At 72.8% G+C, this 24,750-nt stretch carries 25 protein-coding genes; 11 read left to right on the top strand and 14 right to left on the bottom strand.

Annotated elements, in window-relative coordinates; translation table 11 throughout:
• Positions 1-35: 35 nt before the first annotated feature.
• A complete protein-coding gene (locus MQV74_RS03545; RefSeq protein WP_242728494.1) occupies positions 36-1,295 on the bottom strand; it encodes a serine hydrolase domain-containing protein in 1,260 nt (419 codons plus the stop codon).
• Between the two features lie 212 nt (positions 1,296-1,507).
• Between MQV74_RS03545 and MQV74_RS03550 the strand changes: the two genes are divergently transcribed.
• From MQV74_RS03550 to nadE, 4 genes are all read left to right on the top strand, one after another.
• A complete protein-coding gene (locus MQV74_RS03550; RefSeq protein ID WP_242714538.1) occupies positions 1,508-2,404 on the top strand; it encodes a LysR family transcriptional regulator in 897 nt (298 codons plus the stop codon).
• Between the two features lie 73 nt (positions 2,405-2,477).
• Positions 2,478-3,536, top strand: coding sequence for a tartrate dehydrogenase (locus MQV74_RS03555; RefSeq protein ID WP_242714539.1), 1,059 nt, complete (start codon positions 2,478-2,480; stop codon positions 3,534-3,536).
• Between the two features lie 81 nt (positions 3,537-3,617).
• Entirely contained in the window at positions 3,618-4,982 is a 1,365-nt protein-coding gene (dctA, locus tag MQV74_RS03560) for a C4-dicarboxylate transporter DctA (RefSeq protein WP_242714540.1), read from the top strand.
• A gap of 116 nt (positions 4,983-5,098) precedes the next feature.
• Entirely contained in the window at positions 5,099-5,920 is an 822-nt protein-coding gene (nadE, locus tag MQV74_RS03565; protein ID WP_278194076.1) for an ammonia-dependent NAD(+) synthetase, read from the top strand.
• 21 nt (positions 5,921-5,941) lie between these two features.
• On the opposite strand, the gene MQV74_RS03570 is transcribed toward nadE, so the two are convergent.
• Complete coding sequence (locus MQV74_RS03570; RefSeq protein ID WP_242714541.1) at positions 5,942-6,661, bottom strand: SDR family NAD(P)-dependent oxidoreductase; 720 nt, start codon at positions 6,659-6,661, stop codon at positions 5,942-5,944.
• A gap of 68 nt (positions 6,662-6,729) precedes the next feature.
• Here MQV74_RS03570 and MQV74_RS03575 point away from each other — a divergent pair, with 68 nt between their 5' ends.
• The gene (locus MQV74_RS03575; RefSeq protein WP_242714542.1) at positions 6,730-7,296 is read left to right on the top strand and encodes a MarR family winged helix-turn-helix transcriptional regulator; all 567 of its coding nucleotides are present in this window, start codon (positions 6,730-6,732) and stop codon (positions 7,294-7,296) included.
• 78 nt (positions 7,297-7,374) lie between these two features.
• Here the strand turns inward: MQV74_RS03575 and MQV74_RS03580 are convergent, their stop codons facing one another.
• The 9 genes from MQV74_RS03580 to MQV74_RS03620 form a co-directional block, all read right to left on the bottom strand.
• A complete protein-coding gene (locus MQV74_RS03580; protein WP_242714543.1) occupies positions 7,375-8,937 on the bottom strand; it encodes a SulP family inorganic anion transporter in 1,563 nt (520 codons plus the stop codon).
• Between the two features lie 45 nt (positions 8,938-8,982).
• Complete coding sequence (locus MQV74_RS03585; protein WP_242714544.1) at positions 8,983-9,585, bottom strand: carbonic anhydrase; 603 nt, start codon at positions 9,583-9,585, stop codon at positions 8,983-8,985.
• A 67-nt stretch (positions 9,586-9,652) separates the two neighbouring features.
• Positions 9,653-10,123 (bottom strand): hypothetical protein, encoded by a 471-nt coding sequence (locus MQV74_RS03590; RefSeq protein ID WP_242714545.1) that lies wholly within the window; start codon positions 10,121-10,123, stop codon positions 9,653-9,655.
• Between the two features lie 94 nt (positions 10,124-10,217).
• Positions 10,218-10,781, bottom strand: coding sequence for a hypothetical protein (locus MQV74_RS03595; RefSeq protein WP_242714546.1), 564 nt, complete (start codon positions 10,779-10,781; stop codon positions 10,218-10,220).
• A gap of 39 nt (positions 10,782-10,820) precedes the next feature.
• Positions 10,821-12,068: a hypothetical protein gene (locus MQV74_RS03600; protein ID WP_242714547.1), complete on the bottom strand. Its 1,248-nt coding sequence runs from the start codon at positions 12,066-12,068 to the stop codon at positions 10,821-10,823.
• Positions 12,069-12,176: 108 nt separating this feature from the next.
• Complete coding sequence (locus MQV74_RS03605; RefSeq protein ID WP_171075619.1) at positions 12,177-12,329, bottom strand: hypothetical protein; 153 nt, start codon at positions 12,327-12,329, stop codon at positions 12,177-12,179.
• A 339-nt stretch (positions 12,330-12,668) separates the two neighbouring features.
• Positions 12,669-13,517 carry a class I SAM-dependent methyltransferase gene (locus MQV74_RS03610; protein ID WP_242714548.1) on the bottom strand — a complete coding sequence of 283 codons (849 nt, stop codon included), beginning with the start codon at positions 13,515-13,517 and terminating at the stop codon, positions 12,669-12,671.
• Positions 13,518-13,688: 171 nt separating this feature from the next.
• Positions 13,689-14,885 (bottom strand): acyl-CoA dehydrogenase family protein, encoded by a 1,197-nt coding sequence (locus MQV74_RS03615; protein WP_242714549.1) that lies wholly within the window; start codon positions 14,883-14,885, stop codon positions 13,689-13,691.
• A gap of 41 nt (positions 14,886-14,926) precedes the next feature.
• A complete protein-coding gene (locus MQV74_RS03620; RefSeq protein ID WP_242714550.1) occupies positions 14,927-15,409 on the bottom strand; it encodes a flavin reductase family protein in 483 nt (160 codons plus the stop codon).
• Positions 15,410-15,553: 144 nt separating this feature from the next.
• Here MQV74_RS03620 and MQV74_RS03625 point away from each other — a divergent pair, with 144 nt between their 5' ends.
• From MQV74_RS03625 to MQV74_RS03640, 4 genes are all read left to right on the top strand, one after another.
• The gene (locus MQV74_RS03625) at positions 15,554-16,258 is read left to right on the top strand and encodes a FadR/GntR family transcriptional regulator (protein WP_242714551.1); all 705 of its coding nucleotides are present in this window, start codon (positions 15,554-15,556) and stop codon (positions 16,256-16,258) included.
• Positions 16,259-16,443: 185 nt separating this feature from the next.
• Positions 16,444-16,905: a hypothetical protein gene (locus MQV74_RS03630; protein WP_242714552.1), complete on the top strand. Its 462-nt coding sequence runs from the start codon at positions 16,444-16,446 to the stop codon at positions 16,903-16,905.
• A 281-nt stretch (positions 16,906-17,186) separates the two neighbouring features.
• The gene (locus tag MQV74_RS03635) at positions 17,187-18,029 is read left to right on the top strand and encodes an acyl carrier protein (protein WP_242714553.1); all 843 of its coding nucleotides are present in this window, start codon (positions 17,187-17,189) and stop codon (positions 18,027-18,029) included.
• 218 nt (positions 18,030-18,247) lie between these two features.
• The gene (locus MQV74_RS03640) at positions 18,248-19,129 is read left to right on the top strand and encodes a universal stress protein (RefSeq protein WP_242714554.1); all 882 of its coding nucleotides are present in this window, start codon (positions 18,248-18,250) and stop codon (positions 19,127-19,129) included.
• Positions 19,130-19,136: 7 nt separating this feature from the next.
• Here MQV74_RS03640 and MQV74_RS03645 read toward each other — a convergent pair whose 3' ends face one another.
• Together MQV74_RS03645 and MQV74_RS03650 are read right to left on the bottom strand one after the other, a co-directional pair.
• On the bottom strand, positions 19,137-20,738 hold the full coding sequence (locus MQV74_RS03645) for an alpha/beta hydrolase (protein ID WP_242714555.1): 1,602 nt from the start codon (positions 20,736-20,738) through the stop codon (positions 19,137-19,139).
• Positions 20,739-20,869: 131 nt separating this feature from the next.
• The gene (locus tag MQV74_RS03650) at positions 20,870-21,130 is read right to left on the bottom strand and encodes an alpha/beta fold hydrolase (RefSeq protein WP_242714556.1); all 261 of its coding nucleotides are present in this window, start codon (positions 21,128-21,130) and stop codon (positions 20,870-20,872) included.
• Between the two features lie 250 nt (positions 21,131-21,380).
• On the opposite strand from MQV74_RS03650, the gene MQV74_RS03655 reads away from it, so the two are divergent.
• The gene (locus MQV74_RS03655; protein WP_242714557.1) at positions 21,381-21,704 is read left to right on the top strand and encodes a TfoX/Sxy family protein; all 324 of its coding nucleotides are present in this window, start codon (positions 21,381-21,383) and stop codon (positions 21,702-21,704) included.
• Between the two features lie 236 nt (positions 21,705-21,940).
• Positions 21,941-22,357 (top strand): hypothetical protein, encoded by a 417-nt coding sequence (locus MQV74_RS40700; protein ID WP_278194077.1) that lies wholly within the window; start codon positions 21,941-21,943, stop codon positions 22,355-22,357.
• 18 nt (positions 22,358-22,375) lie between these two features.
• Here MQV74_RS40700 and MQV74_RS03665 read toward each other — a convergent pair whose 3' ends face one another.
• Positions 22,376-24,565, bottom strand: coding sequence for an MGH1-like glycoside hydrolase domain-containing protein (locus MQV74_RS03665; RefSeq protein ID WP_242714558.1), 2,190 nt, complete (start codon positions 24,563-24,565; stop codon positions 22,376-22,378).
• Between the last annotated feature and the right edge of the window lie 185 nt (positions 24,566-24,750).

Genomic DNA, 24,750 nt, shown 5'->3' on the forward strand with positions numbered 1-24,750 from the left:
TTGTGCGGGAGGGTTCCGCGGTGTCGAGCGTACGGTCAGCGGCTGCCGGTGATGGCCTTGATCTCCTGGTCGATGATCTCCCACAGCGGCACGCCGTCGCAGTTGCTGAGGATGACGCCGACCCAGCCGGTGTCCGGGTAGATGTTCCAGCTGGCGCCGACACCGGGGTCGCCGCCGGCACGCCCCCACAACCACTGGCCGTTGGTGATGTGGACCGGCATCGAGTAGGCCGCGAACCCCGCGTCGGCGGACGGCGACCGGCCGTTCCGCAGGCCGCCCTGCTGAGGAGGAAGGGGCAACTTGGCCGCGGTCAGCACCTCGGCGTAGGGCCGGTCGAGGACCGTGCCGTCGGCCAGGGCGTGCGCGAACCGGACCAGGTCGGGCGCGGTGGCGAAGCCGCCGTCCCCGGGGGCGTCGATGAAGTTGCGGCCCGGGTTCTTGCCCGGCTGGTGCGGGCTCGGGCTGCCCTTGTCCAGGTTGCGGAGGGCGTCGACACGGCTGCCGTCGGCCAGCTCCATGTACGGGTGCGCGACGCGCTTGTCGGTGAGCCACCGCGGTCTGGTGCAGAACGCCGAGCCGGTCATTCCGCAGCGCCGGAAGACGTGTTCCTCGACGTAGTCCCAGTACGTCGTGCCGGTCACGGCCTCCACGATCTGCGCGGGGATGGCGACCTCGGCGCCGACGTGGTCGGTGGGGGTGCCGGGGGCGGCCACCAGCTCGGCCTGCCGGGCCCACCGCTCGTTGTACTCGCGCACCTCCTCCCGGCTCTGGAAGACGCGCCGCACGTCGACGTCCGGGTTGCTCAGCCCGGAGGTGCCGGAGAGCAGGTGGTGGAGGGTCACCTTCTCGGCGACCTCTTTGGCGAAGCCCGTCAGATAGGTGCCCACCGTGTCCCACAGCTTCACCTCGCCCCGCTGCACCAGCTGCAGGACGGCCACCGCGCCGAACGGCTTGCCCGCCGAGCTGAGGGAGAAGGCGACGCCCTCGTGGTTGCGGACCCCCTTCTCCTTGTCGGCCATGCCGTAGCTGCGCGACAGCACCGTCCGGCCCCGGTGCGACAGCAGGATCACGCCGGAGAACTTGTCCTCCGCGGCCAGCTTCGCCACGTACCGGTCGTAGGCTCCGCCGGGCCGGGCGTCCGGTGGGATCGCGTCGGGATCGGTCGGGGCGGGGGCCGCGTGGCCGGGGCGGGCGGTCACCAGCTGCGCGCCGGACGCCGCCGCGCCCGCGGCCGCGAGGCCGCTCCACCCGAGCAGCCGCCGCCGGTCGATGCCGCGTACGGAATCCGAGTCCATGGTCACGTTCCCTGTCTCCTTGGCTTCTGGTCGGCTTCTGTTCGGCCGACCGACCCTTGCTGCGCCGGGTCAGGGCCTTCGCCGGAGGTGGCCCTCGCCCCCACTCAAGACGGCGGACCGTTGCGGCGGCGTATGTGCTTTTCGATACGCCCGCGATACACCCCGGGCCCCTGGGAAGCGGGCCGCGGCAGCGGTTCTGAGAGGGTGCGCCTATGGATGTCCGGCAGCTGGAGTACTTCCTGGCGATCGTCGACCGCGGCGGGTTCAACCGCGCCGCCGCGACGCTCTACGTGTCGCAGCCCTCGCTCTCGCAGGCCGTCCGGGCCCTGGAGCGTGACATCGGCACGGAGCTCTTCCACCGCATCGGCCGCCGGGCGGTCCTCACCGAGGCGGGCCGGGCCCTCATCGAACCGGCGCGCGCGGCCGTGCGGAGCCTGCACACCGCGCGGGCCAGCGTCGACGCCGTGCGCGAACTGCGCGCGGGCCGCCTCGACATCACCTCCATGCCGTCGCAGGCGGTGGAGCCGCTCACCACGCTGATCCGTGCGTTCAGCGACGACCACCCGGGCGTCTCGGTGGCCGTGAAGGCGGCCTTCACCGCGCGGGACGTCATCGACATGGTGCGGACGGGCGCGGTCGAGCTGGGGCTGCTCGCGACCGCCGGGGCGGTGCCGGAGAAGGAGGTCGCCGCGCACGTGCTCGGGCGGCAGCGGTTCGTGCTCGTGGTGCCGCCCGGCGGCCCCTTCGCCGGGCGGGACGCGCTCGACTGCGCGGAGCTGACCGGGCAGCGGCTGATCGTCGGGCAGCCGGGCACCGGCATGCGCGCCTACGTCGACGCGCTGCGCGAGCGGGGCGTCGACTTCACCGTGGCCGCGGAGACCGAGCACCGGGTGGCCCTGCTGCCGCTGGTCCTGGCCGGGGTCGGGCTCGCCGTCGTCACGGACTCCTGGCGGGAGTTCGCCCGGCGGGCGGGCGCCCGCGTCCTGGACATCGAGCCCGCGACCACGCTCGACATCGCCCTGGTCAGCAGGCGCGGCGTGCTGTCCCCGGCCGCGGCCGCGTTCGCCGCGGCCGCCGTCGCGTCCCGCGCCCCGGACGGGGCCGCCTGATAAGGCCCGCCTATCAGGCAGATCCGGTATGCGTCTTGGACGCCGGTCCGGGCCCGTTGCTGGAATCGACGGCATGACGAACCACCGCATCGCCCTGATCCCCGGCGACGGCATCGGCACCGAGGTGCTGCCCGCCGCGCAGCAGGTCCTCGACGTCCTCGGCCGCCGCCACGGCTTCGGCCTCACCTACACCTCGTACGACGACTGGTCCTGCGAGCGGTATCTGCGCGAGGGCGCGATGATGCCGGACGACGGCCTCGACCAGCTGCGCGACAAGGACGCCATCCTGCTGGGCGCGGTGGGCCACCCCGAGGTGCCCGACCACGTCTCGCTGTGGGGCCTGCTGATCCCGATCCGGCGGGGCTTTCGCCAGTACGTCAACCTCCGGCCCATCCGCGTCTTCGAGGGCATCGAGAGCCCCGTGCGGAACGCGCGCGCCGGTGAGGTCGACTTCGTGGTCGTCCGCGAGAACGTGGAGGGCGAGTACAGCCAGGTCGGCGGCCGCTTCAACAGCGGCTTCCCGGAGGAACTCGCCGTGCAGGAGGCCGTGTTCACGCGGGCCGGTGTCAGCCGGGTCCTCGACTACGCCTTCGACCTCGCGGCGCGCCGGGGCGGCCGCCTGACCTCGGCCACGAAGTCGAACGGCATCGTGCACACCATGCCCTTCTGGGACGAACTCGTCGCCGAGCGCGCGCCCCGCTTCCCCCGGGTCGCCTGGGAGCAGGAGCACATCGACGCCCTCGCGGCGAAGTTCGTCCTCGCCCCGGGCCGGTTCGACGTGGTGGTCGCCTCCAACCTCTTCGGTGACATCCTCAGCGATCTCGCGGCCGCGATCGCCGGGTCCATCGGGATCGCCCCGGCCGCGAACCTCAACCCCGAGCGGGAGTTCCCCTCGATGTTCGAGCCGGTGCACGGTTCGGCGCCCGACATCGCGGGCCGAGGAGTCGCCAACCCGCTGGGCGCGATCTGGTCGGCGGCCCTGATGCTCGACCACCTGGGCCACCCCGCGGCGGCCAAGGACGTCACCGACGCCGTCGCGGGCGTCCTCGCGAAGACCGACGTGCGCACCGCCGACCTCGGCGGCACCGCCACGACCGCCGCCTTCACCGACAAGGTCCTCGAACTTCTCTGACCCCCGCCCCCTGAGCCGCCGGCGGCCGCCGCGAGCAGCCCGAAGGCCGGTTGCGCCCGTTCCTCGACGAGGAGAAACGCCATGGCAGCACCCGCGTCCCCCGCAGCGGCACCCGCGCCCAAGCGGCCCTGGTACCGGCAGCTCTACTTCTGGGTCCTGACCGCCATCGTCACCGGGGTGCTCACCGGCTGGCTGTGGCCCTCGGTCGGCACCGCCCTGGAGCCGGTGGGCACCACGTTTGTCGCCGCCATCAAGATGCTCATCGCCCCGATCGTCTTCCTGACCGTCGTGGCGGGCATCGGCGGCGTCGACAGCCTCGGCCGCGTCGGCCGCGTGGGGCTGAAGTCCCTGCTCTACTTCCAGGCCGGGACGCTCGCCGCCCTGCTCGTGGGACTGGTCGCCGTCAACGTCTTCCAGCCCGGCGCGGGCGTCCACGCCGACCCGGGCGAGCTGCGCCTCGAAGGCGACGCGCGGCAGTACGTCAAGGACGGGCAGGACCAGGACTGGTGGCACTTCCTCACCGACATCGTCCCGCACAGCGCCGTGGGCGCCTTCGCCGAGGGCAACGTCCTCCAGGTCATCTTCCTCTCGGTGCTCTTCGGCGTCGCCCTCAAGGCCGTCGGTCCCGTCGGCGAACCGATCGTCGAAGGCGTCCACCGCCTCAGTGCCGTCGCCTTCAAGATCCTCCACTATGTGATGCTGGCCGCTCCCGTGGGCGCCTTCGGTGCGATGGCCTACACGATCGGCGCGTACGGCATCTCCACCCTCACCAGCCTCGGGCAGCTCATCGGGCTCTTCTACGGGACGTCCGCGTTCTTCGTGGTCGTGGTGCTCGGCGCGGTCACCGCCGCGCTCCGGATCAACATCTTCCGGCTGCTCCGCTATCTGCGCGAGGAGTTCGTCCTGGTCCTGGGCACGTCGTCGTCCGAGAGCGCCCTGCCGCGCCTGATGCAGAAGCTGGAGGGCCTCGGCGTCAGACGGGACATCGTCGGACTGACGGTGCCCACGGGCTACTCCTTCAACCTGGACGGCAGCTCCCTCTATCTGTCCCTGGCCGCCGTCTACATCGCCCAGGCGACCGACACGCCCTTGAGCATCGGTCAGCAGCTCGGGCTGCTCGCCATCATGATCCTGACCTCGAAGGGGTCCGGCGGGATCACCGGCGCCGGTTTCATCGCGCTGGCCGCGACGCTGTCCACGGTGGGCACCGTCCCCGCGGCGGGCATCATGCTCATCTTCGGCATCGACAAGTTCATGTCGGAGTGCCGTGCCCTGACCAACCTCGCGGGCAACAGCGTGGCCACGCTCGTCGTCGCCCGCTGGGAGAACGACCTCGACGCGGAGCGCGTCAACGAGGTGCTCAAGGCCCGTGCACCGCGCCCCGCCCCCGCCGAGGAGGCCGACGGCCGGGCCGAGGCCCCCGTGGAGCTGCCGACCAAGGCCTGAGCCGCCTGGCGGCGGGCGCCGCGCGGCCTTCCTCTAGAGTTCTTCCGTCCCCTGGACGCGCGCGGCCCCGGCCGACGGCGCGTGCCGACCCCGACCGAGGAACGACCGTGACCGACATGGCGCCCATATCCCTCCAGCAGGAGATCGCCCGGGACCTCCGGGTGAGCCCGACCTTCGAGGCGGAGCAGGAGATCGAGCGCCGGGTGGCGTTCCTCGCCGACCAGCTGACCTCCACGGGCCTGCGCTCGCTGGTCCTCGGCATCAGCGGCGGCGTGGACTCCACGACCGCGGGCCGGCTGTGCCAGCTGGCCGTCGAGCGGGTCCGCGCCGCCGGGCACGACGCCACGTTCTTCGCGATGCGGCTGCCGTACGGCACGCAGGCCGACGAGCACGACGCGCAGCTGGCGCTCGACTTCATCCAGCCCGACCAGGTCCTGACCGTCGACGTGCGGCCCGCGAGCGACGCGGCCCTCGAAGCGGTCCTCGCCGGAGGCACGGCCTTCCGCGACGCGCACCACCAGGACTTCGTCCACGGCAACATCAAGGCCCGCCAGCGCATGATGGCCCAGTACGCGGTCGCGGGCGCGCACGAGGGCCTGGTCGTGGGCACCGACCACGCCGCGGAGGCGGTGTCCGGCTTCTTCACCAAGTTCGGCGACGGCGCGGCCGACGTGGTGCCGCTCACCGGCCTCACCAAGCGGCGCGTCCGCGCCCTTGCCGAGGCCCTGGGCGCGCCCGCCGCCCTGGTGTGGAAGACCCCGACCGCGGACCTGGAGACGCTGAGCCCGGGCAAGCCCGACGAGGACGCGCTCGGCGTCACCTACGACGACATCGACGACCTCCTGGAGGGCAAGCCGGTCGACGGACCCGCCTTCGAGGCCATCGTCCGCCGCTACCGCCTCACCGAGCACAAGCGCCAGCTGCCGATCGCGCCCTGAGCCCCGCTCTGTCCCCGCTGGTCAGCGGGTGGTGTGCGCGCCGCCGTTCACGTGCAGGACCTGCCCGGTGATGTGCCGAGCCGCCGGTGAGGCGAGGAACGCCACCGCGCCCACGACGTCGTCGGGGGTGCCCGGGCGGCCCGTGGCGGTGGCCGCCACCAGCTGCCCGCGGCGCTCCCCGGTGAGCTTGTCGCGGAAGAACTCGGTGTCGGCGATGTAGCCGGGCGCGACCACGTTCGCGGTGACGGACCGGGCGCCGAGTTCGCCCGCGAGGCTGATGTTCCAGGTGGCGAGGCCCGCCTTGGCGGCGCCGTAGGACCCCGCTCCCTGGTCGGCCGCGATGGAGCCGATGTGGACGACGGCGCCGCCCTCGGCCAGGCGGTCCGTCACCGCGCGGGTGGTGAGGGCGGCGCTGATGAGGTTGGCCTCCAGATTGGCGCGGAAGTCCCGGGCGTAGGACGCCAGGTCCGCCTTGCCGTCGGCGTCGAAGACCACGTTCCCGCCCGCGTTGTTGACCAGTACGTCGACGCGCTCGGGCAAGGCGTCGAGGAGGCGCAGCAGGTCGTCGGGGTGCGTGTGGTCGCAGACCAGGGCGTTGGCGCCGGTCTCGGCGGCCAGCTCCTCGATCGGCCCGGGCCTGCGGCCCGTGACGAACACCTTGTCGCCCTGGGCGGCGAAGTGCCGCGCGACGGCCCTGCCGATGCCCGTGCCGCCGCCGGTGACCAGGATGGTGCGTGCCATATGCTGAGCTCCGATCACGTTCATATAGGCCTAAATTTAGATCTAAACGTAGTACGAGGGGGCTCCCCGTGACAAGAGATCCACACGGCGCGCAGGCGGCGGCCGACGCTCTCCCCACGGCCCGGACCATCGCCGAGGCCTGGCAGCGCGAGCGCCCCGGCACCCCGGTCGACTCGATCGGGATCGTCACGCCGATCTGGCAGCTGGCCAAGCTCTTCGGCGACGACCGGCGGGCCGTGCTCGCCCGCGCCGGGGTCGACACCGCCACGCTCGACCTGCTCAGCGTGTTGCGCCGCAGCGGCCCTCCGTACACGCTCACCACCCGCGAGATCGGCCACCGCTGTCTGGTGACGGCGGGCGCGGTCTCCCAGCGCGTCGCCCGCGCCGAGCGCGAGGGGCTCGTCACCCGCGCCCCGGCGCCGGACCGCTCCCGGGCCGTCCTGGTCGCCCTCACTCCGGCCGGGCACGAGCTCGTCGAGGCGACGGTGGACCAAGTCCTGCTGCGCGACGCCGAGTTGATCACCTCGCTCACGCCGGAGCAGCAGACCCAGCTCGCGGAGCTGCTCCGCGTCCTGCTCGCCGACGTCCAGGACCGCGTCGGCGACCACGGGATCACTCAGGTGGGGCAGCTCTGAGGCCATGCGAAGGTGCGGCCCGGACGTGAGGATCCACGTCCGGGCCTCACCCGCTCCGCCGGAGCCGGAGGCACACGGTCAGCGCCGCGCTCCCGCGGTCTCCTTGTGTTCCTCGTGCTCCTCGCAGTCCTCGTCCTCCTGGCGGTCCGACGCGCTCCCCGCGGGCGGCGTGTCGCCGTCGGACGCCGTCACCGTGCCGTGCCGTTCGGCCCAGACGGTGAGGGCCGTCGAGCAGGCGTGGTCCAGGTGGCGCAGGCCCGACAGGTCCAGTTCGGTCCTGCGGTCGCCCGGCAGCGCCTCCAACTGGTCGAGGATCTTGGGAAGGCGCAGGAACGTGGCGTTGCCGAGCACACGGACGCGGACCGTGCCGGTGCCCTCCAGCCCGTCGACCTCCAGGTGTACGTGGGAGGTGTCCCAGGCCGTCTTGACGATGGCGAGGGCGAGGCCGATGAGGACGCCCTCGAACATGTTGGTCGCCACGATCGCGAGGGCGGTGACCGCGAGCACCAGGGCCTCGCCGCGGTGCTCGCGCCACAGCGGCCCGAACGCCTTGACGGGGATCAGCTTCCAGCCCGCGTGGATCAGGACTCCGGCGAGCGTCGCCACCGGTATGACGCCGAGGGCCGCCGGGAACGCCGCGGCGAAGGCGAGCAGCCACACTCCGTGCAGCACCCGGGACGCCTTGGTCCTGGCACCGGCCTGCACGTTGGCGGCGCTGCGCACGATCACCGCGGTCATCGGCAGGGCGCCGAGCGCCCCGCACACGGCGTTGCCCGCGCCCTGGGCCATCAGCTCCTTGTCGTAGTCGGTGCGCGGGCCGTTGTGCATGCGGTCCACGGCGGCCGCGCTGAACAGCGACTCGGCGGACGCGATCAGGGTGAAGGCGAGGACGGTGCCGATCGCGCCCGCGAGGGCGCCGCCCTCCACCAGGGCGGAGAACGCGTCTCCCCCGGGCGGCTGCACCGCGTCCACCAGGCCCTGCACCTCGACCTTCGCCACCGACAGGTCGAGGGCGAACACGGCGAGCGTGGCCAGGGCGACCCCGGCGAGCGGCGCGGGCAGCACCCGGGCGGCCCTGCGCCACCGCGGCCACAGCACCAGGACGGCGATGGTGCCGGTGCCGACGGCGAACGCGGCCAGGGCGTCGCCCGAGCCGGCCGTGTCGGCGGCGAGCCGGGGCAGTTCGGCCAGCTTGTCCAGGCCGGACGCGGGGGCCTTCGCGTCGACGAGCGCGTACAGCTGCCCGGCGATGAGGACGAGGCCGATGCCCGCGAGCATCCCCTGCACCACCGCCACGGATATCGCCCGGAACCAGCGGCCGAGCCGCAGGGCTCCCATGGCCAGCTGGAGGAGCCCGGCGATCAGCACCAGGGCGCCGAGCGCGGCGATGCCGTACTCATGCACGGCCTCGTAGACGAGGACGGTCAGACCGGCGGCCGGACCGCTGACCTGGAGGCTGCTGCCGGGCAGCAGACCGGTCAGGAGGCCGCCGACGATGCCGGTGACCAGACCGAGCTCGGCCGGTACGCCGGAGGCGACGGCCACGCCGACGCACAGGGGGACGGCGACGAGGAAGACCACGATCGACGCGGTGAAGTCCGCGCGCAGTGTGGCGAAGTCACGCACTGAGGGCCTTTTCATGGTCGGTACGTCAGCTTTCGTGGGTTTCACCGGATCTCCCCGTTCTCACAGCGGGAGGAAGAGGTCGGTCTCGGCGTGATGAGCCGCCACCAGGCCAGTGTGGACCTCGTAGTACCAGCCGTGCAGGCGCACGTCGCCGCTCTCCAGGCGCTCGCTGACGCACGGGTAGGCGCGCAGGCGTACCAGCTGTTCGCGCACGTGGCGCTGGACGGCGGCGGCGACCGCAGGACCGTCGTCGGCGGGCAGTTCGCTGGACAGCTGACGGTCCAGCCAGTCCCGGACGGCGGGCAGTTCGGCGAGGTCCTCGCCGCGGGCCTTGGCACCGACGGCACCGCAGTGCGAGTGGCCGCAGACCACGATGTCGGCGACGCGCAGGACGCGCATCGCGTACTCGATGGTGGCGCCTTCCGAGCTGGCGGGCCGGTCGGCCTCGTAAGGGGGCACCGCGTTGCCCGCGGTGCGCAGCTCGAACAGGTCGCCGGGGCGGGCCCCGGTGATGAGGGAGGGCACGACCCGGGAGTCGGAGCAGGTGATGAAGAGGGCGAGCGGGGACTGCCCGGCGGCGAGCCGCTCGAACGTCTCCTGTTCCTCGCGTCGTTCGGCGATGCGGGCGGTCATGCCGCGGGCATGCGTGATGAAGGTCTCCATGGCGAAGACGTCTCCTGGGGGTGTCGGTGTGGGGTGTGCGGACGGCGGGCGGGGCCCGGCGTTCCGCTCAGGAGCGCGATACGCAGTGCAGGACGAGCAGTTGGGCACCCGATCTGGCGGGCACGGGCGCGCCCGGCCGAGGACCGGTGGGGCCGCGGGCCGTGTGGGTGTCGGCGGGGTCGGCCGCGTCCGGCCGGGCCTGCGGGGTGGCGGCTCGCGCGTGCGCGGGGGTGGTGTGCGCGCGGCCGCGGACGAAGTGCGGGGGCGGGTGGGGGACTTCGCTGTCCCTGAGGGCGCGTTCCCGCGTGTCCATGGCGACCGGGGGCGGTGGCGGCGCGGCGAGCCTGGACGGGGCCGCCGAGCCGGGGGCCGCGCCGGCGACGGCCGGGGCGGCCCCGCCGCAGAGGAGGGACAGGAGGACGATCACGGTGGTGACGGCCCAGCGGCGCGCTCGTGCCGTCGGGCCCGGCCGGATGCGCTGCCGGATGCGCACGGGACCGGCCCGGCCGTCCGGGCGGTCGGTGCTGAGGTGCTTCATCGTCGTCAGGAGGCTTCGGGCGCGGGGGTGCGCGGGGGTCGGCCGGTCACGGGGATCCCTGGCGGGGTGGCCGTGTCGGCACGCGGGTGCGCGTTCAACTGCCGCCCGTTCCCTGGGGCTCCGCCGGGGTCAGCTCGCTGATCTCGGACAGCTCCATGCCGAGCTGCTCGTGCAGGAAGCGCACGATCGTCCAGTGCGGCAGCGCTCCCTCGTCGAAGGGGCCGAACTCCCGCGCGTACAACGGGATCCAGCGCAGGGCCTCCTCGATGGCCTGCTCTCTGCCCGGCTCGCGCTGGTAGTCCTCGTACGCGATGCTGCGGTGCTCGATGAAGAAGCCGCCGGGCAGCCGCTGTTCGCACAGGGCGCGGTACTCGCGGGTCTGGAGGATCAGGTAGTGCCAGATCTCGTCGATCTCCTGCTCGACGGGGAGGAAGAGCCCGCTGAGCCGGTCCGGGTGGCGGGAGACGAGGTACAGATAGCGCAGGCACTCGGTGACCTGGCGCTCGACGTACTCCCTCGGTGCGTCGGCCGTCGCGGCGAAGTGGGCCACCACCTCGGCGTGCAGGGCGTCGCCGAGCAGCGACGCGAGGTCGGCGGGGGTCACGTGGTCGACGGCGGGCGCGAGGGTGTCGGCGGACGCGATCGGCTGCGTGGTCATGGTGCTCCCGGGAGAGGTGGCGTGGAGTGCGGAGGGGGGTCAGGTGTCCTTGGCGAGCCAGGCGTACTTGCCCGAGCCGCCGATGGCGATGTGCTCCTGGTGGCGCAGATCGCTGCTCCGCCCGGTGAGGGCGGCGACGCCCTGGCGCAGCGTGTCGGCCTCGACGGGCGCGAGCGGGGCGCCGTCGAAGGTCGTGTAGCGCAGCAGCGCGCGGGAGGGGTCGCGGACGTCGAGCTGGTGGACGAAGACGCGGGGCGAGGCGTGGGCGACCACGTCGTCGAGGTCGCCCTGCGCCACGGGCCCGTGCGGGGTCTTCAGGAGTTCCTTCTCGCGGCCGCAGAACCGGGTGATGCGGTCCGGGTCCGGCGAGCCGTCGGCGGTCCGCACGCAGTCGCCCGAGCGGTAGCGCACCAGGGGCATGTGCGGGTTGCGCACGCTGGTGACGATGAGGCTGTGGATGCCGCTGCCCGGCTCCACGGGGAGCAGCTCGACGCTCATCCGGTCCAGGTACGGGCGGTAGCTGCCGGTGCGGTCGCTGTAGAAGAGGTAGCCGAGTTCGGTGCTGCCGAACAGGTCGACGACCGGGCAGGAGAAGTGGTGCTGGAGGTAGCGCCGGACGTTGAGCGGCGCGTACTCGTAGGCGTGCACGATGCTCGCGGGCCGGGGGAAGGAGGCCCACAGTCCCCAGTCGACGGCCTTGCGCACCAGGTGCGCGAGGTGCGGTCCCGAGCAGTCCAGGTGGTACCGGCCACGGGGGTGGGCGGTCTGCGCGGTGCGGATCTCCTCGATCATGCGCTCGACGTCCGCACGGTCCCACAGGGCCGGGTCGCGGCGCAGGTTGACGTAGAACGTCCGCTCGTCCAGGCGCCGTTGGTCGAGGTCCGGCAGCGGGTCGGGCTCGGCCCGGGGGCCACCCCGCTTGCGGGCGTTGACGCGCGCGACGTGCTCGGTGGCGAGGACGGTGGTGAGGGAGACCCGCCGGCACCCCTCGTGCCAGGTGTCGGCGATGTCGGGGTGCTCGCTCCACAGCCGGTAGTAGGAGTCGAGCAGGAAGTACGGGGGCCGGATGATCTGCATCCGGGCGTGGTTGGTGCCCGTGGAGAGCACGAACTCGGCTTCTCCCGCCGCGAGGGCGGCGGCCAGGGTGGGGGTCATCCAGTTGTCGGGAAAGCCACGGGCTATCTCCGGCTTCTCCAGAATGGGGAAGTGGCCGCGCTCGACGTGGGGCCGGTAGATCGGTATGTCCTGGATCTGGGCGATGACGTCGGCACTGGGCTGACCGTTCATGACCACCCTTCGGGGCTGCTCGGGTATGCGGGGGGGGCGGCCCGGCACGCCGTGGGGCGTGCCGGGCCTGTCGTAGCACCTGTAGTAGCAGAGGCAACTAACGGGTCTTCAGGAAATACAGCCGGACTTCGCCGAGACGCTGATGCAGCCGGACTTGTCCGCGCTGATGCAGCCTTCCTTTCCGGACGCCTTCGGCGAGTTCAGGGCCGTCCACTGGTTCCAGACATCGTCCTTGGCCATCTTCGCGATGAGCTTTTCCATGGCGTACCTCCAGGGGAAGGGGGATGTGCGGCGGGGCTGCTGCCCGTTCACCGCTGCAATCGAAAGTAAAAGCAACACCAAGTCGAAGTCAAAGGTGAGCAATGCGTCACTGGCTCAAAAGCCGCCCAGGGCGGAGACTTTGGCTTGATCCTTTGGGGCGCGCGGGGCGCTATTCACCTTCTCTTCACCAATGCGACAGGGAATGCGCACGCGTGGGAACGGTGGGTCAAAAGGGGCCAATCAGCTGGATGGAGCTGAACGGCTTGATAAAGGGCTGATCGACCGGAAGGGCCGCGCCAGGAGAGACGGGTGTGCCGCCAAAGAGGGGCGAGACAGGTGTTATCGCCCGGTGGACGCGGTGCGCCAGAGGAAGATTTCGGTACTCGGCCGGCGCTCGGCGAAGCGGCCCGCCGGAGCCGCCTTCCGCAGCAGCTCGCGCAGCTCCGACTCGAAGTCGCCCCGGCGCGGCCCGAACAGGTGCGGGGCCGAGAACGACATGGAGAACACCCCGGCGACGACGTCGTCGGCCGTGCGCTGGAGCGCCTGCCCGCCGGGGACGACGAGGCGCTCGGGACCGGCGAAGCCCGCCCGGGCGAACACCGCGGCCTCGCCGCCCGGCGTCCCTTGCGGCAGCACGCCGCGCCCGGCCCGTCTGACCGGTCCCAGATACCGCCTGACCAGCTCGTCGATCGCCGCGTACGGCACCGGCGGATGCGCCGGGCCCGCGACGGACCGGTCCTCCGTCTTCAGGTCCGAGATGTGCGCGAGGACTCCGCCCGGGCGCAGCATCCCCCGCACCGTCCGTGCCACCAGGTCGCGGTCCATCCAGTGGAAGGACTGGGCGAAGGTCACCACGGTGAAGGTGCCGAGACCGGCGGGGAGCTCCTCGGCCCGGGCCCGTACCCAGGAGGTCTTTTCGGCCACTCCTTGCCCGGCCGCCTCACGCCGGGCCTCGGCGATCATTCCGCCGTCGGGGTCGAGCCCGACGACCTCGGCGAACGCGTGCACGAGCCGCAGCGCGACGCTGCCCGGGCCGCATCCCACGTCGAGCAGACGCCCCCGGCCGTCGAGGTCCAGCGCCTCGGTGAGCGCGTCCGCGAGCGCGGGGGCGTACGGGAGCCGTCCGCGCCGGTAGTACGCGGCCGTCCCGGAGAACAGGGTGTCGTCCCACTGCCAGTCGGCAGACATCTCGGCGCACCTCCGTTCGCAGGGATCCGAGCGCGGAGCCGCCGATGATGCCACAGCCGGGGCGGGGCAGCGATGTCCTTTCCGCGGGGCGGAGCCGGGCGGGTGACGCACCGGACTCCGGCGGGACGGCACCGGCCCGGAACGGCCGTCGCCGCGCCGGACCGGGCCGGATCACACGAAGGGCGTGATCCGCTCCTCGACGCCGAGGAGCAGCTTGCCGTAGATCTCCATGCCCACCGCGGGCGTGGAGACCGCGTGCCGTCCGGCGGTGCTCGCGTCCCGCCAGATCCGCTGGAGCGGGTTGGAATCGGCGAAGGCACCGCCGCCGTGCACGTTGAGCAGGGTGTTGATGGACTCCAGGACGTTCTTGATGGCGTGTCCGCTGTCCGCGCGGACGCGGGCGCGGGTCAGCACGTCGAGCTCGCCGCCGCGGGCCGCGGCCTCGTCGATGTCCGCGGCGGCGCGGTGCACGTGCAGCTGGGCCGTGTCGATCTTCATGGCGGCCTCGGCGATCTGGAGCTGCACGCCCACCGAATCCACCTGCGACTCGTAGTACGTGTACGAGATGGGCTTGCTCGCGGCCTTCTCGGAGACGAGCTTCAGCGCGGCGCGCCCCAGGCCCACTTGGGGCCCGGCCAGGCCGAGGGCGAGCAGCGGCGAGAGCGGGGAGCGGAACAGGCCCGTCTCCCCGTGCGTCGCCGGCACCTCGCCGCCGAGGGCGCGCGGCACGGAGACGACCCGGTGCTCGGGCACGAAGACGTCCTCGGCGATCAGGCAGTTGCTGCCGGTGCCGCGCATCCCGGCGACGTGCCAGACGTCCTGCATCTCCAGGTCGGTGCGCGGCACCAGGGCCATCGCCTGGTCGACCACCTCACCGTCCTCGTCCGTCAGCGGGATGCCGAGGACGGCCCAGGTGGAGTGCCAGGCGCCGGAGTTGTAGTACCAGCGGCCGGTCGTCCGCCAGCCGCCCTCGACCTTCCGGGTGGTGGCGGTGGGGCCGAAGACGCCGGTGACCCGGGCGTCGGGGTCGGCGCCGAAGACCTCCTCCTGGGCCTGGAGGGGGAAGAGCGCGGCGGCGAGCCAGTTGCAGGTGTTGACCACGGCCACCACCCAGGACGTGGAGCCGTCGCCCTCCGCGAGTGCGGCCGACACGTCCACCTGGGTGCGCATGTCGGCCTCGTGTCCGCCGAAGCGCCGGGGCACGGTCAGTTGGAAGAGCCCGGCGTCCGCCAGCGCGTCGATCACCTCGTCGGTCAGCTTGCGGTCCGCATCGATCCTGGGGGCGTGCTCGCGCAGCAGGGGCTGCAGCGCGATGGCCCGGCTGACGAACTCGGCGTTGGTCGGAGCGGCGGTGTCGGTGGTGGTCATGTCTGTCTCCATGGCTCGAACACGTAAGGGGGTGGCGGGAGTCACGCGACCGGGGTGAAGGCGGAGTGCGTGCCGAAGGTCCGGTGGCCGTAGACCAGCGGCGGCGCGGCCGTGGCCGTGCGGGCGTGGACGACCGTGCCGAGCAGCAGCCGGTGGTCACCGCCCTCGACGGCCGACGTCAGCTCGCACACCAGCCAGCCCGGCGCGTCCGGAAGGCGGGGCAGCCCGTGGTCGTACGCCCACCGGATCCGGTCGAAGCGGTCGGCGGACCGGCCGGCGAAGCGCAGGGCCAGCTCCTCCTGCTCCGCGCCGAGCACGTTCACCCCGAACCGCCCGGTCGTCAGGATGCGGGCGAGCAGCCCCGACCCGTGGTCGAGCGCCACCGACACCATCGGCGGGCGCAGCGACAGCGAGGCGAAGGCGCTGACGGTCGATCCGTGTGGCGCGCCGCCCTCGGCGGCGGTCACGACGGTCACCGGGGCGCAGACCCCGGCCATCAGGTCCCGGAAGTCCTGTTCGGTCATCACGGCGTCCCCTCCAATCCATCATGATGATTACGGTGATCATGGATGAGACTTTGAAAGCACGTCAAGAGATGCGATGCTATTGGTCATAATCAATTCATTCCGAGGATCGCTACACGGATCGTCGCGAGGATGGGGGGACCTGTGGGAGCCACGGACGACACCCGAGGGGACATGGAGCCGCCCGCCCTGCGGCGCGGCGAGTGGGAGCGCCCCGCGGCCTCCCGCGCCGAGGTCGCCGCCCGGCGCATCGCGGCCATGGTCGCGGACGCGGAGCCGGGCGAGCGCCTGGGCACCAAGGAGGAGCTGCGCGCCACCTGCGGGGTGTCGGTCGGTACGTTCAACGAGACCCTGCGGCTGCTCCAGTCGCGCGGGCTCGTCACCGTCCGCCCCGGCCCCGGCGGCGGCCTCTTCGCCGCCGAGCAGTCCGCCATGCGGCGCCTGGGCAACTCCGTGCTGGCCCTGGACGCCAAGGAGCCGGACGGCACGCGCGCGGAGGAGGCCCGGCGGATCCGGGACGCCCTGGTCCCGCTCCTGGTCGAGGACGCCCTCTGGCACGGCTCACCGGCCGATGTGGCGGCACTTCGGCAGGAGTTGACGAAGCTGGCCGAGGCCGCGCGACGGGCCGACCCGGTCGCGTTCGCCGACGCCGACCACCGGCTGCGCACGCGGCTCGCCGCCGTCAGCCCCAACTCGCTGCTGCGCTCGCTGTACGCGACGCTCCTTCCGGTCGCCGAGCCCGACGCGGTCGAGCATCTCCAGGAGCGGTACGACCACCACGCGGCCCTGGTCGACGCCCTGGAGGCCCGCGACCGCGACCGGGCGCTCGCCCTCGCGCGCTCCACATGAGGCGGGCGCACGGGACCTACTCACCTTGGGCACAGGTCGTTCACATTTTCCGGTCATTGAGGGGCGTCAAACCGCCATCCCTACGCGGAGCCGATCCTTCCGCCACGAGGTCGGTGCCAGAGTCCCGGTGCGGCGCCCAACAGGGCGCCGGTGGCTGAACTACCTGACTCCAAGGAGTTCTTTTCGTGGGGAAGAAAACCGCGACGCTGCTCGCAACCGCCGCACTCGCCTCCCTCACCCTCGTCGGCCAGGCGAACGCCGCCCCCGCACACCACGCCCCCGCCCCCTCCTCCACATCGGCGCAGCCCGGTCCCCTCGCGGACCAGGTGCGGTACGCGCCGTTCACCCTCAACCACAACGAGTCCGTGAGCTCCAACACGGCCCGACTCATCCAGCAGTCCGACGGCAACCTCGTCATCTACGACGAGTTCAACAGGCCCAGATGGGCCAGCAGGACCGTCGGCCAGGGCTGGACCACGCGCTTCCAGGAAGACGGCAACCTCGTCGTCTACACCCGCAGCGGCCGCGCCGTCTGGGCGTCCCACACCGCGGGTCACCCCGGCTCCCGCCTCGTCATCCAGGACGACGGCAACGTCGTCATCTACGACGGCAGCCAGGCCATCTGGGCCTCCGGCACCAACCACTAGCGGCCCCGCGGCAGGCCGCTGATCCCTCTCGGCGCGTCACCGGCCGGGCCCCGCGGGGGCCCGGCCGGTCCCATGAGAGAGGCCCCTGCGCGTGCCGCCCGGGCGCTTCCGGCCAGCCGAGGAGACGGGCAGGCGACCTCCCGTCGAACACACCACATACTGCTGATGCACTCTCCGCACGGCCTACAACCACCGCCGCCCTCCCCCGTGTCGAACTCCGTGCCGGTGCGCCGGTCCCCCGGCGCCACCGATCCCGCACCCACCGAACCCACGGAGTTCACGTGCACTCGCGTTCACGCTTCCCGGTGGCCCGCCTCGCCGCCACCGCCGCGCTCGCCCTTGCCACCCTCGCCCTCGGCGTGCCGTCCGCCCAGGCAGCGGACACCGACCGGGCGTCGCACCGCGCGCCGGACGACCCCTTCGTCGTCACCCTCTCCTCCGACGTCTCCAGAACCGACTTCACCCACCGCAAGGTCAAGCTCAGCGGCACCGTGACCCGCGCCGACGGCACCCCGGTGGCGGGCGCGCCGGTCAAGCTCCACAAGGCCGTCCTGTTCAACACGTGGAACCCGTGGGGCGACCCCATCGACCCCATCGAGCGGGAGACCCTGCCGCTGGGGACCCTCCACACCGACGCCGAGGGGAAGTTCAAGGTCTCCGGCGTCCCGGCGGACCGCTGGCTGGACCGGGACAGCGTCCATCTGTTCCCCCGCCACGAGGTCGAGTTCCAGGCCTCGTACGACCCGGGTGACCCCTCGGACGGCCACTTCTACTTCGCCGAGACCACGGTCGGCGTCCGGTCGGTCGACAGCTCCCTCACCTACAAGGTGAACAAGAAGAAGGTGCGCGCCGGTGACACCCTCGTCGTCACCGGCAAGGTCACCTGGCCCGCCGGGCACGGCCCGGTCGCGGGCACCCGCGTCCTGCTCCGGACCTACTACGAGTCCGCGTACAACGCGAAGGCCACCACCGACGCACGGGGCAACTTCACCGTCCGCGCCAAGATCCGGGGCTACGACCGCGACTTCGTGATCTTCTCGACGCCCAAGGACTACTACATCACGGGCGCGAGCGAGAGCCTGCCGGTCACGAACGTCACGCCGCGCCCGAGGCCCGCGGCCTGAGACCCGAGCGGGCCCGCTGCCGAGAACCGGGTGGCGGGCCCTGCGGTCCTGTCCCGGTTTGACACATCTCACACAGATCCGTACGGGCGGATTCCGATTGCCGACGGCGGCAGGGAGAAGGAGAAAGGACAAGGAGAGACCACCACGAGAACGAGACCCACAAGGGACAGGAGCGGCCGCGGTGCCGCACTCCCGTCCCGGGAACGTACGGAGGCCCCATGACCCGCGCCATCGCCGTCGGAGTGGACGGATCCGCCGAGAGCCTGGCCGCAGCCGACTGGGCTGCCTTCGAAGCCGCGCTGCGCGGCGCGCCGCTGCGGATCGTGCACGCCTGGCTCCCGCAGTCCACCGACGTGACGCTCGCCCGCAGCGGGGACGAGCAGGTCGCGGCCGCCGACGCCTTCGTGCGGGAGGCCGTGACGCGCGTCTCCGGCCGCCACCCGGACCTCACGATCGCCTCCGAGGTCGTCCAGGCCACCCCCGTCGACACCCTGCTCAAGGAGGCCGAGCGCTCCGAGATGCTGGTGCTCGGCTCGCGCGGGCACGGAGCCCTCATCGGCTTCCTGCTCGGGTCCTACGGACAACAGGTCATCGCCGACGCCCCCGGCCCCGTGGTGTCCGTACGAGCCGGTACGGGGACGGAGGCGTCGCCCCGGTCCGACGGGGCGGGCGACGTGGTGGTGGGCCAGCACGGGGAGCCGGAGGACAGCGAGACCGTGCTGCGGTTCGCCTTCGAGGCCGCGGCCGCCCGCGGCACGGCCGTCCGCGCGGTGCGGGCGTGGACCCTGCCGCCCCTGTACTCCTACAACACCGGCGTGCTGCACGTCGCGGACGAGGCCGGCGGCCTCGAACCGCTCGAACAGCAGGCGCTGACGCGTGCGCTCGCCCCGTGGCGCGAGCGGTTCCCCGACGTGCCCGTGGTCGAACACGTCGAGATCGGCAGCGCGGGCCAGGTCCTCCTCGCGGCCACCCCCGACGCGGGCCTCCTCGTCGTCGGCCGCAGGACGCGCCGCTCCCCCATCGGCACGCGCATCGGCTCCGTGGCCCATGCCGCGCTGCACCACGCGGGCTGCCCGGTCGCGGTCGTTCCCCCGGCCTGAGCACGCCTCAACAGGTGGTGCCGTCAGGAACCTCGCGCAGCCCGACCAGGTAGTCGTCCACGCGCTTCGTCACACACGCGTCGCCCCTGCCGTAGGCGGTGTGCCCCGGCGCCTCGTACGTCAGGAGCATGCCGCCGGGGAACTGCTCCGCCAGGCTCTCGGCCTCCTCGTACGGGGTGGCCGGGTCGCCGGTGGTGCCGACCACGAGGACCGGCGGCACCCCCTCGGCCGTCACCCTGCGCGGCTGCTGCGTGCCCGTGGGCAAGTCCTTGCACGCCAGGACGCTCAGCACGCTCGACACGCCGTACAGGCCCGCCTTCTTCTCGGCGCGGTCCAGGGCGTCCCAGTACGGCTCGGCGGCGCGGGGGTAGGCGGTGTCGGCGCAGGAGACGGCGAGGATGGCGGCGTCGCTGTTGTCGACGGGGCCCTCGTCGGCGGCGGCGCCGGCGCGGCGGGCACGGGCAGCGGACCCCGCGTCATCGGCCTCGGAGAGTTCCGCCAGCTTCGTGCCGTCGCCGCGGGCCGCGGTGCGCAGGGCCGCGGAGAGCGGCTTCCACTCGTCCTCGGGCGTGTACATCGCCATCGAGACGGCGTCGGCGACCTCCGCCGCACCGAGACCCTCCTCCTCGCCGTCGACGGGCAGCGGATCGTGTTCGGCACGCGCGTACAGACCGCGGATCAGGCGACGGATCTCCTCCGGACTCGCCCCCGGACAGCTCTTGCCGACGACGTCCGCGCACTGCGCCGCGTAGTCGTCGACGGCCCTGCGGAAGCCGGTGGCCTCGCTCAGGGCCCGCTGCGCCCAGCCGAGGGAGGGGTCCACCGCGCCGTCCAGGACCATGGCGCGCACCCGGCGCGGGAACTGCTCGGCGTACCGGGTGCCCAGGTGCGTGCCGTACGACCAGCCGACGTAGGTCAGCTTCCGCTCGCCGAGGGCCGCGCGCAGGACGTCCAGGTCGCGGGCCGCGTCCCGGGTGCCGACGTGCTGGAGGAGGCCGGGGCTTCCCTTGCGGCACGCGGTGGCTTCGGCGCGGGCGTCGGCGAGCGCCCGGGCGCGCGCGGCGGCGGTGCGGGGAACCGGAGGCTGTTCCTCAGCGCCGTCGTCCTCGGCGGTGTCCTCCTCGTCCTCCTCGTCCTCCTCGTTTTCCGGGCAGTCGAGCGCGGGACGGCTGCCCGCGACGCCGCGCGGGTCGAAGGAGACGATGTCGAAGCGGGCCCGCGCCGTGGCTCCGAAGGACTCGGCCCCGCCCTCCTTGAGGTCGGCCACCCCGGACTCACCCGGGCCGCCCGGGTTGTAGACGAGAGTGCCGACGCGCCGCCTCTCGTCGGCGGTCGCGGCCCGGGCCACGGGCAGGACGAAGGTCTTCCCGTCACCCGGGTGCGCGTAGTCCCTGGGCACGGTGAGCCGGGCGCACTCGACGTCACCGCAGTCCCTCCACTTCAGCCGCTGCCCGTAGAAACGCCGGAGCTCGGGCCGGGTGGCGGCGTCCCCTTCCTTCCTCGCGGAACCGCCCTCCGTGGAGCAGCCCGCGAGCGGCAGAGCGGCGAGGGCCGCTGCCAGCGACGGGGCGAGAACGCGGACGCGCAGGGTGTGCTTCGGGGACTTCACGTGGGTGCTCCTGTGTTTCTGGTTCACCACAGGGTCCCTGATGACGACCACGAACGGACGCAAGGGGGCACTGACACACGCCCGCGTGCCCGAGGCACTCGGGGCAGCGACCGAGCCGTCGGCCTGGCCCGTCAACCGGCCTGAGGGTCCTGCGCCCGCCGGATGGCCGCCACCGTCCGGACCGGTTCCTTCGTGAGGAAGTCCAGGACGAGCGCGTTGACCAGCGCGGGCTTCTCCTGGGTGAGGAAGTGCGAGGTGCCCGGTACGACGGCGAGTTCGGCGCGGGGCAGCGCCTCGTACATCTCCACCACGTGCCGCATCGTCACCAGGTCGTCGTCGGAGAACATCACGAGGGCGCGCTGGGTGACCGCGGCCAGGTCCGCCGCCTTCACTCCGTCCCTCGTCCACGCTTCAGATGTCAGACCGGCTGTCCGGCCGGAACTCATCGCCACGATGTCCATCTGACGCGGGCACCGGTTCGGAGGACTTGTGGCCTTCTCCGTCCAGTGACCCCCGCGTGAGGGAACGCGGTGCCGACCCCTGCGGCGCACCGCCGCAGCCGCTTACCTCTCGGACCACCGCTCAGCACGGCCACCCAGGACCACCCGGGCGGGCCCGGTGGCGGGTGGTTAGCGTGGTGCCATGGCATACGACGACGTGCTGGCGGAGCGCATCAAGGAGCGCCTCGAGCCGGAGGGCGTGACCGCGAAGAAGATGTTCGGCGGGATCACCTTTCTCCTGCAGGGCAACGCGCTCGCCAATCTGTACGACGAGGGCCTGATGGTGCGCGTCGGGCCCGACGGGATGGACGAGGCGCTGGCTCGCCCCGGCACCAAGCAGCTGGTGTTCCGGGGCAAGGAGCAGAACGGCTGGGTGGTTCTCGCGGAGGAGACCCTCGACGACGACGTCCTGGACGGCTGGCTGAAGTGGGCCACGGAGGTCACCGCGGAGCTCCCGCCCAAGTAGCCCGCCGGTTCACCCGACTGCTCCAGGTGCGAGGCGGGTTCGGGAGTGCCGTGGAGGTGTTGTCGCCGCCGAGGCCGGTGGTGAGGAGTTGTCCGGCGTGTGGCGACGCAGGTGGCGGTGTCAGGGGCCGTGTCAGCGGGGTGTCAGGCCGCTGACAGCCGCGGCGGAGATCGTAGAGACATCAAGCACCGGCCCGGCGGCCCGCCACCGGCCCGATCCCCTCAAAGGAGCACCTCATGTCTCTCACCCTCGCCGCCCTCACCGCCCAGGACAAGAACACCCTGCGCACCGCCGCCTACGGCGCCGTCTGCCTCATGGCCGCCGCGGATGCCGCCGGAAAGCCCCACAAGACCGCCACCCAGGGCACCATCGCCCTGACCTCCGCCACCGGGCAGGTCGGACACATCCTCGCCGAGAAGACCCCCATCGCCCACCTCGACGGCACCACCACCGCCGCACTCGCCGAGCGCGTGCTGCCCGCCCTGACCGCGGCGATGGAACTGCTCCAGCGGCACTCCCCCGCCGAAGCCGCCAACTTCCGCACCACCGTGGCCATCGCCGTGGAGGCCGCCGCCCGCGCGCACCGCGCCGAGCCCGGCCCCGCACCGGCCGCCATGGCACGCAAGATCACCGACGCCCTCGACGCCGCCTGACCGCGTCAGGGGTGGCCCTCACCTCCCGCTCAGCATCGGCAGCAGCACCGCCGCCGACCAGCTGAAGTTCGGGGAGTTGAGCGGTGCGCCGGTCAGCGGGTCGTAGTTCTCCATCACCGGGCCCCGGTCCGTGAGACCGGCCGCGTGGGTGAGGAGGCGGTCGGTCAGCGCGCGGGCCTCGGCGGTGTGGCCGTAGCGGCGCAGTCCGGCCTCGGCGAAGTACGCCTGGTCGAGCCAGACGGGGCCGCGCCAGTAGCGCTGCGGGGCGAAGTAGGGCGAGCTGCGGGCCACCGTCGGGAAGGGCACGGGCGTGGCGAACTCGCCCGGGTCCGTCAGCTTGTCGCGTACGGCCGCCGCCTGCGCGGGCGTCGCCGTGCCGGTCCACAGCGGGACGGCGCCCTCGATGCCCCGCCCGCGCGCGGTGAGCCGGGAGCCGTCGGCCAGGTCCGTGTCGTAGAACCAGCCGCTCTTCGGGTCGTACATGCGCTCGCGCACCGCCTTGTGCGTGGCCCGCGCGCGGGCGCGCCAGTGCCGCTCCCCCGCCTTGTCGCCCAACTCCTTTGCGATGGCGGCGAGATGGGTCTGGTCGGCGGCGAGGTAGGCGTTGAGGTCGACGGACTCCTGGGTGAGCGAGTAGCCGGTCACGCGGCCCGAGGCGTCCTGGTTCGCGACGACGGAGGTGCCGAGGGCGGCGTCGAAGCGCGGCGCGTTGTCCATGCCGCTCTCCCAGGCGGCGGCGAGCCTGCGCTGCTCCGCGCTGTCGTTGGCGGGGTCGACGGTCGCCCCGTACTCGGCGAGCCCGTCGCCGTCGTGGTCGCGGTTGCGGTACCACCACGCCTGGTACGCGGCCAGCTTCGGGTACATCTCGCGCAGGAAGCCCCGGTCGCCGCCGCGTTCGTAGACCTCCCGCACCGCCCACGCGGCCAGCGGGGGCTTGCTGTTGCGCTCGTTCCAGTTGCCGCCGCCGTCGGAGGTGTCGTTGTAGAAGACCGCGTCCGGGATCATCCCGGCGTCCTGCGGCCTGCTCGCCGAGCCGGGGCGTATCTGGTGGTCGAACATGGCGCGGAGCTGCGACGCGGCGAGCCGCGGGTCGAACCGGGCGGTGCCGACGGCCTGCTTCCAGGTGTCCCAGGCCCAGATTCCGCCCGCGAACCACTTGTACGACAGCGAGGGGCTGATGGCGTCGTGCCGGATCCGCCCCGCGGCCGAACGCCAGTTGGTGACCAGGGTCTGGAGCGCCTTCACGGCGAGGCGGCGGCGCGCGGGCGGGACGGAGTCGGTGACGGCGGCGACGTAGCGCCGCCAGCGCGCGTCCCCGGCCGCCGCGACGGCAGCCGGGTGGGACAGGGCACGGCGCACGGCACCGCCCTCGCGCGCCTGCTCGGGCGCGGTGAAGGTGTAGCTCTCCGCCCAGTCCAGGGTGCGGGCCGCGCCGGGGGCGAGGCGCAGCGGCGCGGCCAGTTCGGTGCGGTAGGTGTCGTGGTCGAGCGTGGTGCGGACGCGCTCGCGGTGGGTGATCTGGAAGCGCTCGGTGCCGGCGGTGAGGTAGTCCCACTTCTCGCGCACGCGCGCGAAGTCGACGGCGACGCCGCGCGCCGTGGTGGTCAGCGCGGGCGCGTCCCGCTGCGGCCCCTTCTCGGGGCGCAGCAGGCCGCCGGACCAGTCGGCGGCGAGCGTACGCGTCGTACGGCCCCTGTTGTGAACACGGGCGCGGACCAGTGCGGTGCGGTCGGTGGCGAACCGCAGCTCCAGGGTGAGGTCGAGGCCGTCGAGGCGGTAGCGCTGGCGCAGCAGCCCCGGCAGCGACGTGAAGCGCGGCGCGCCTCCACCGGCCAGATCGAGCGTTCTGTCCGCTTCCTTCAAGCGGATCCTGCTGAAGGATCCGCTCAGCCACCAGGGGTACTCCTGAGCTATGTAGAGCGGCCCGGTGAAACCTCCGTACGTCGTCGGGTCGTCCGCCTCGGGCAGGGCGTACGCGTGCCAGGCGCCCCGGTCGGCGAACACGTTGACGGGGTTGAACTCCCCCGGCGATGCGGCCTTGGGTACGCCTTCGAGGTCGAGGACGTTCTCGTACGCGACCGGGGAGCGGGCGGCGGACGCGGTGGGGTGCCGCGGCACGGCGTCACTCGCCCCCGACGGGGACGTCGCGCCCGCGGCGAGGCCGAGAGCCAGGGCGAGCGCGGGCAGGACACGGGAGGGAGAGCGCATCGTGGACTCCGGGCGGGTGAGAGGACTCCGGGTGGGGGAGAGGACTCCGGGTGGGGGAGAGCACTGCGGACGCACGAGAAGACTGCTGGCGCGTGAGGAAGCTGCTGGCGCGTGGGAAAGCTGCGGGCACGTGGAAAAGTTGCTGGCGCGTGAGGGCTGAACAGCCGTTCGCCTTACCCGCTGTT

The sequence above is a fragment of the Streptomyces sp. AN091965 genome, from assembly GCF_022698285.1.
Lineage (GTDB): Bacteria > Actinomycetota > Actinomycetes > Streptomycetales > Streptomycetaceae > Streptomyces.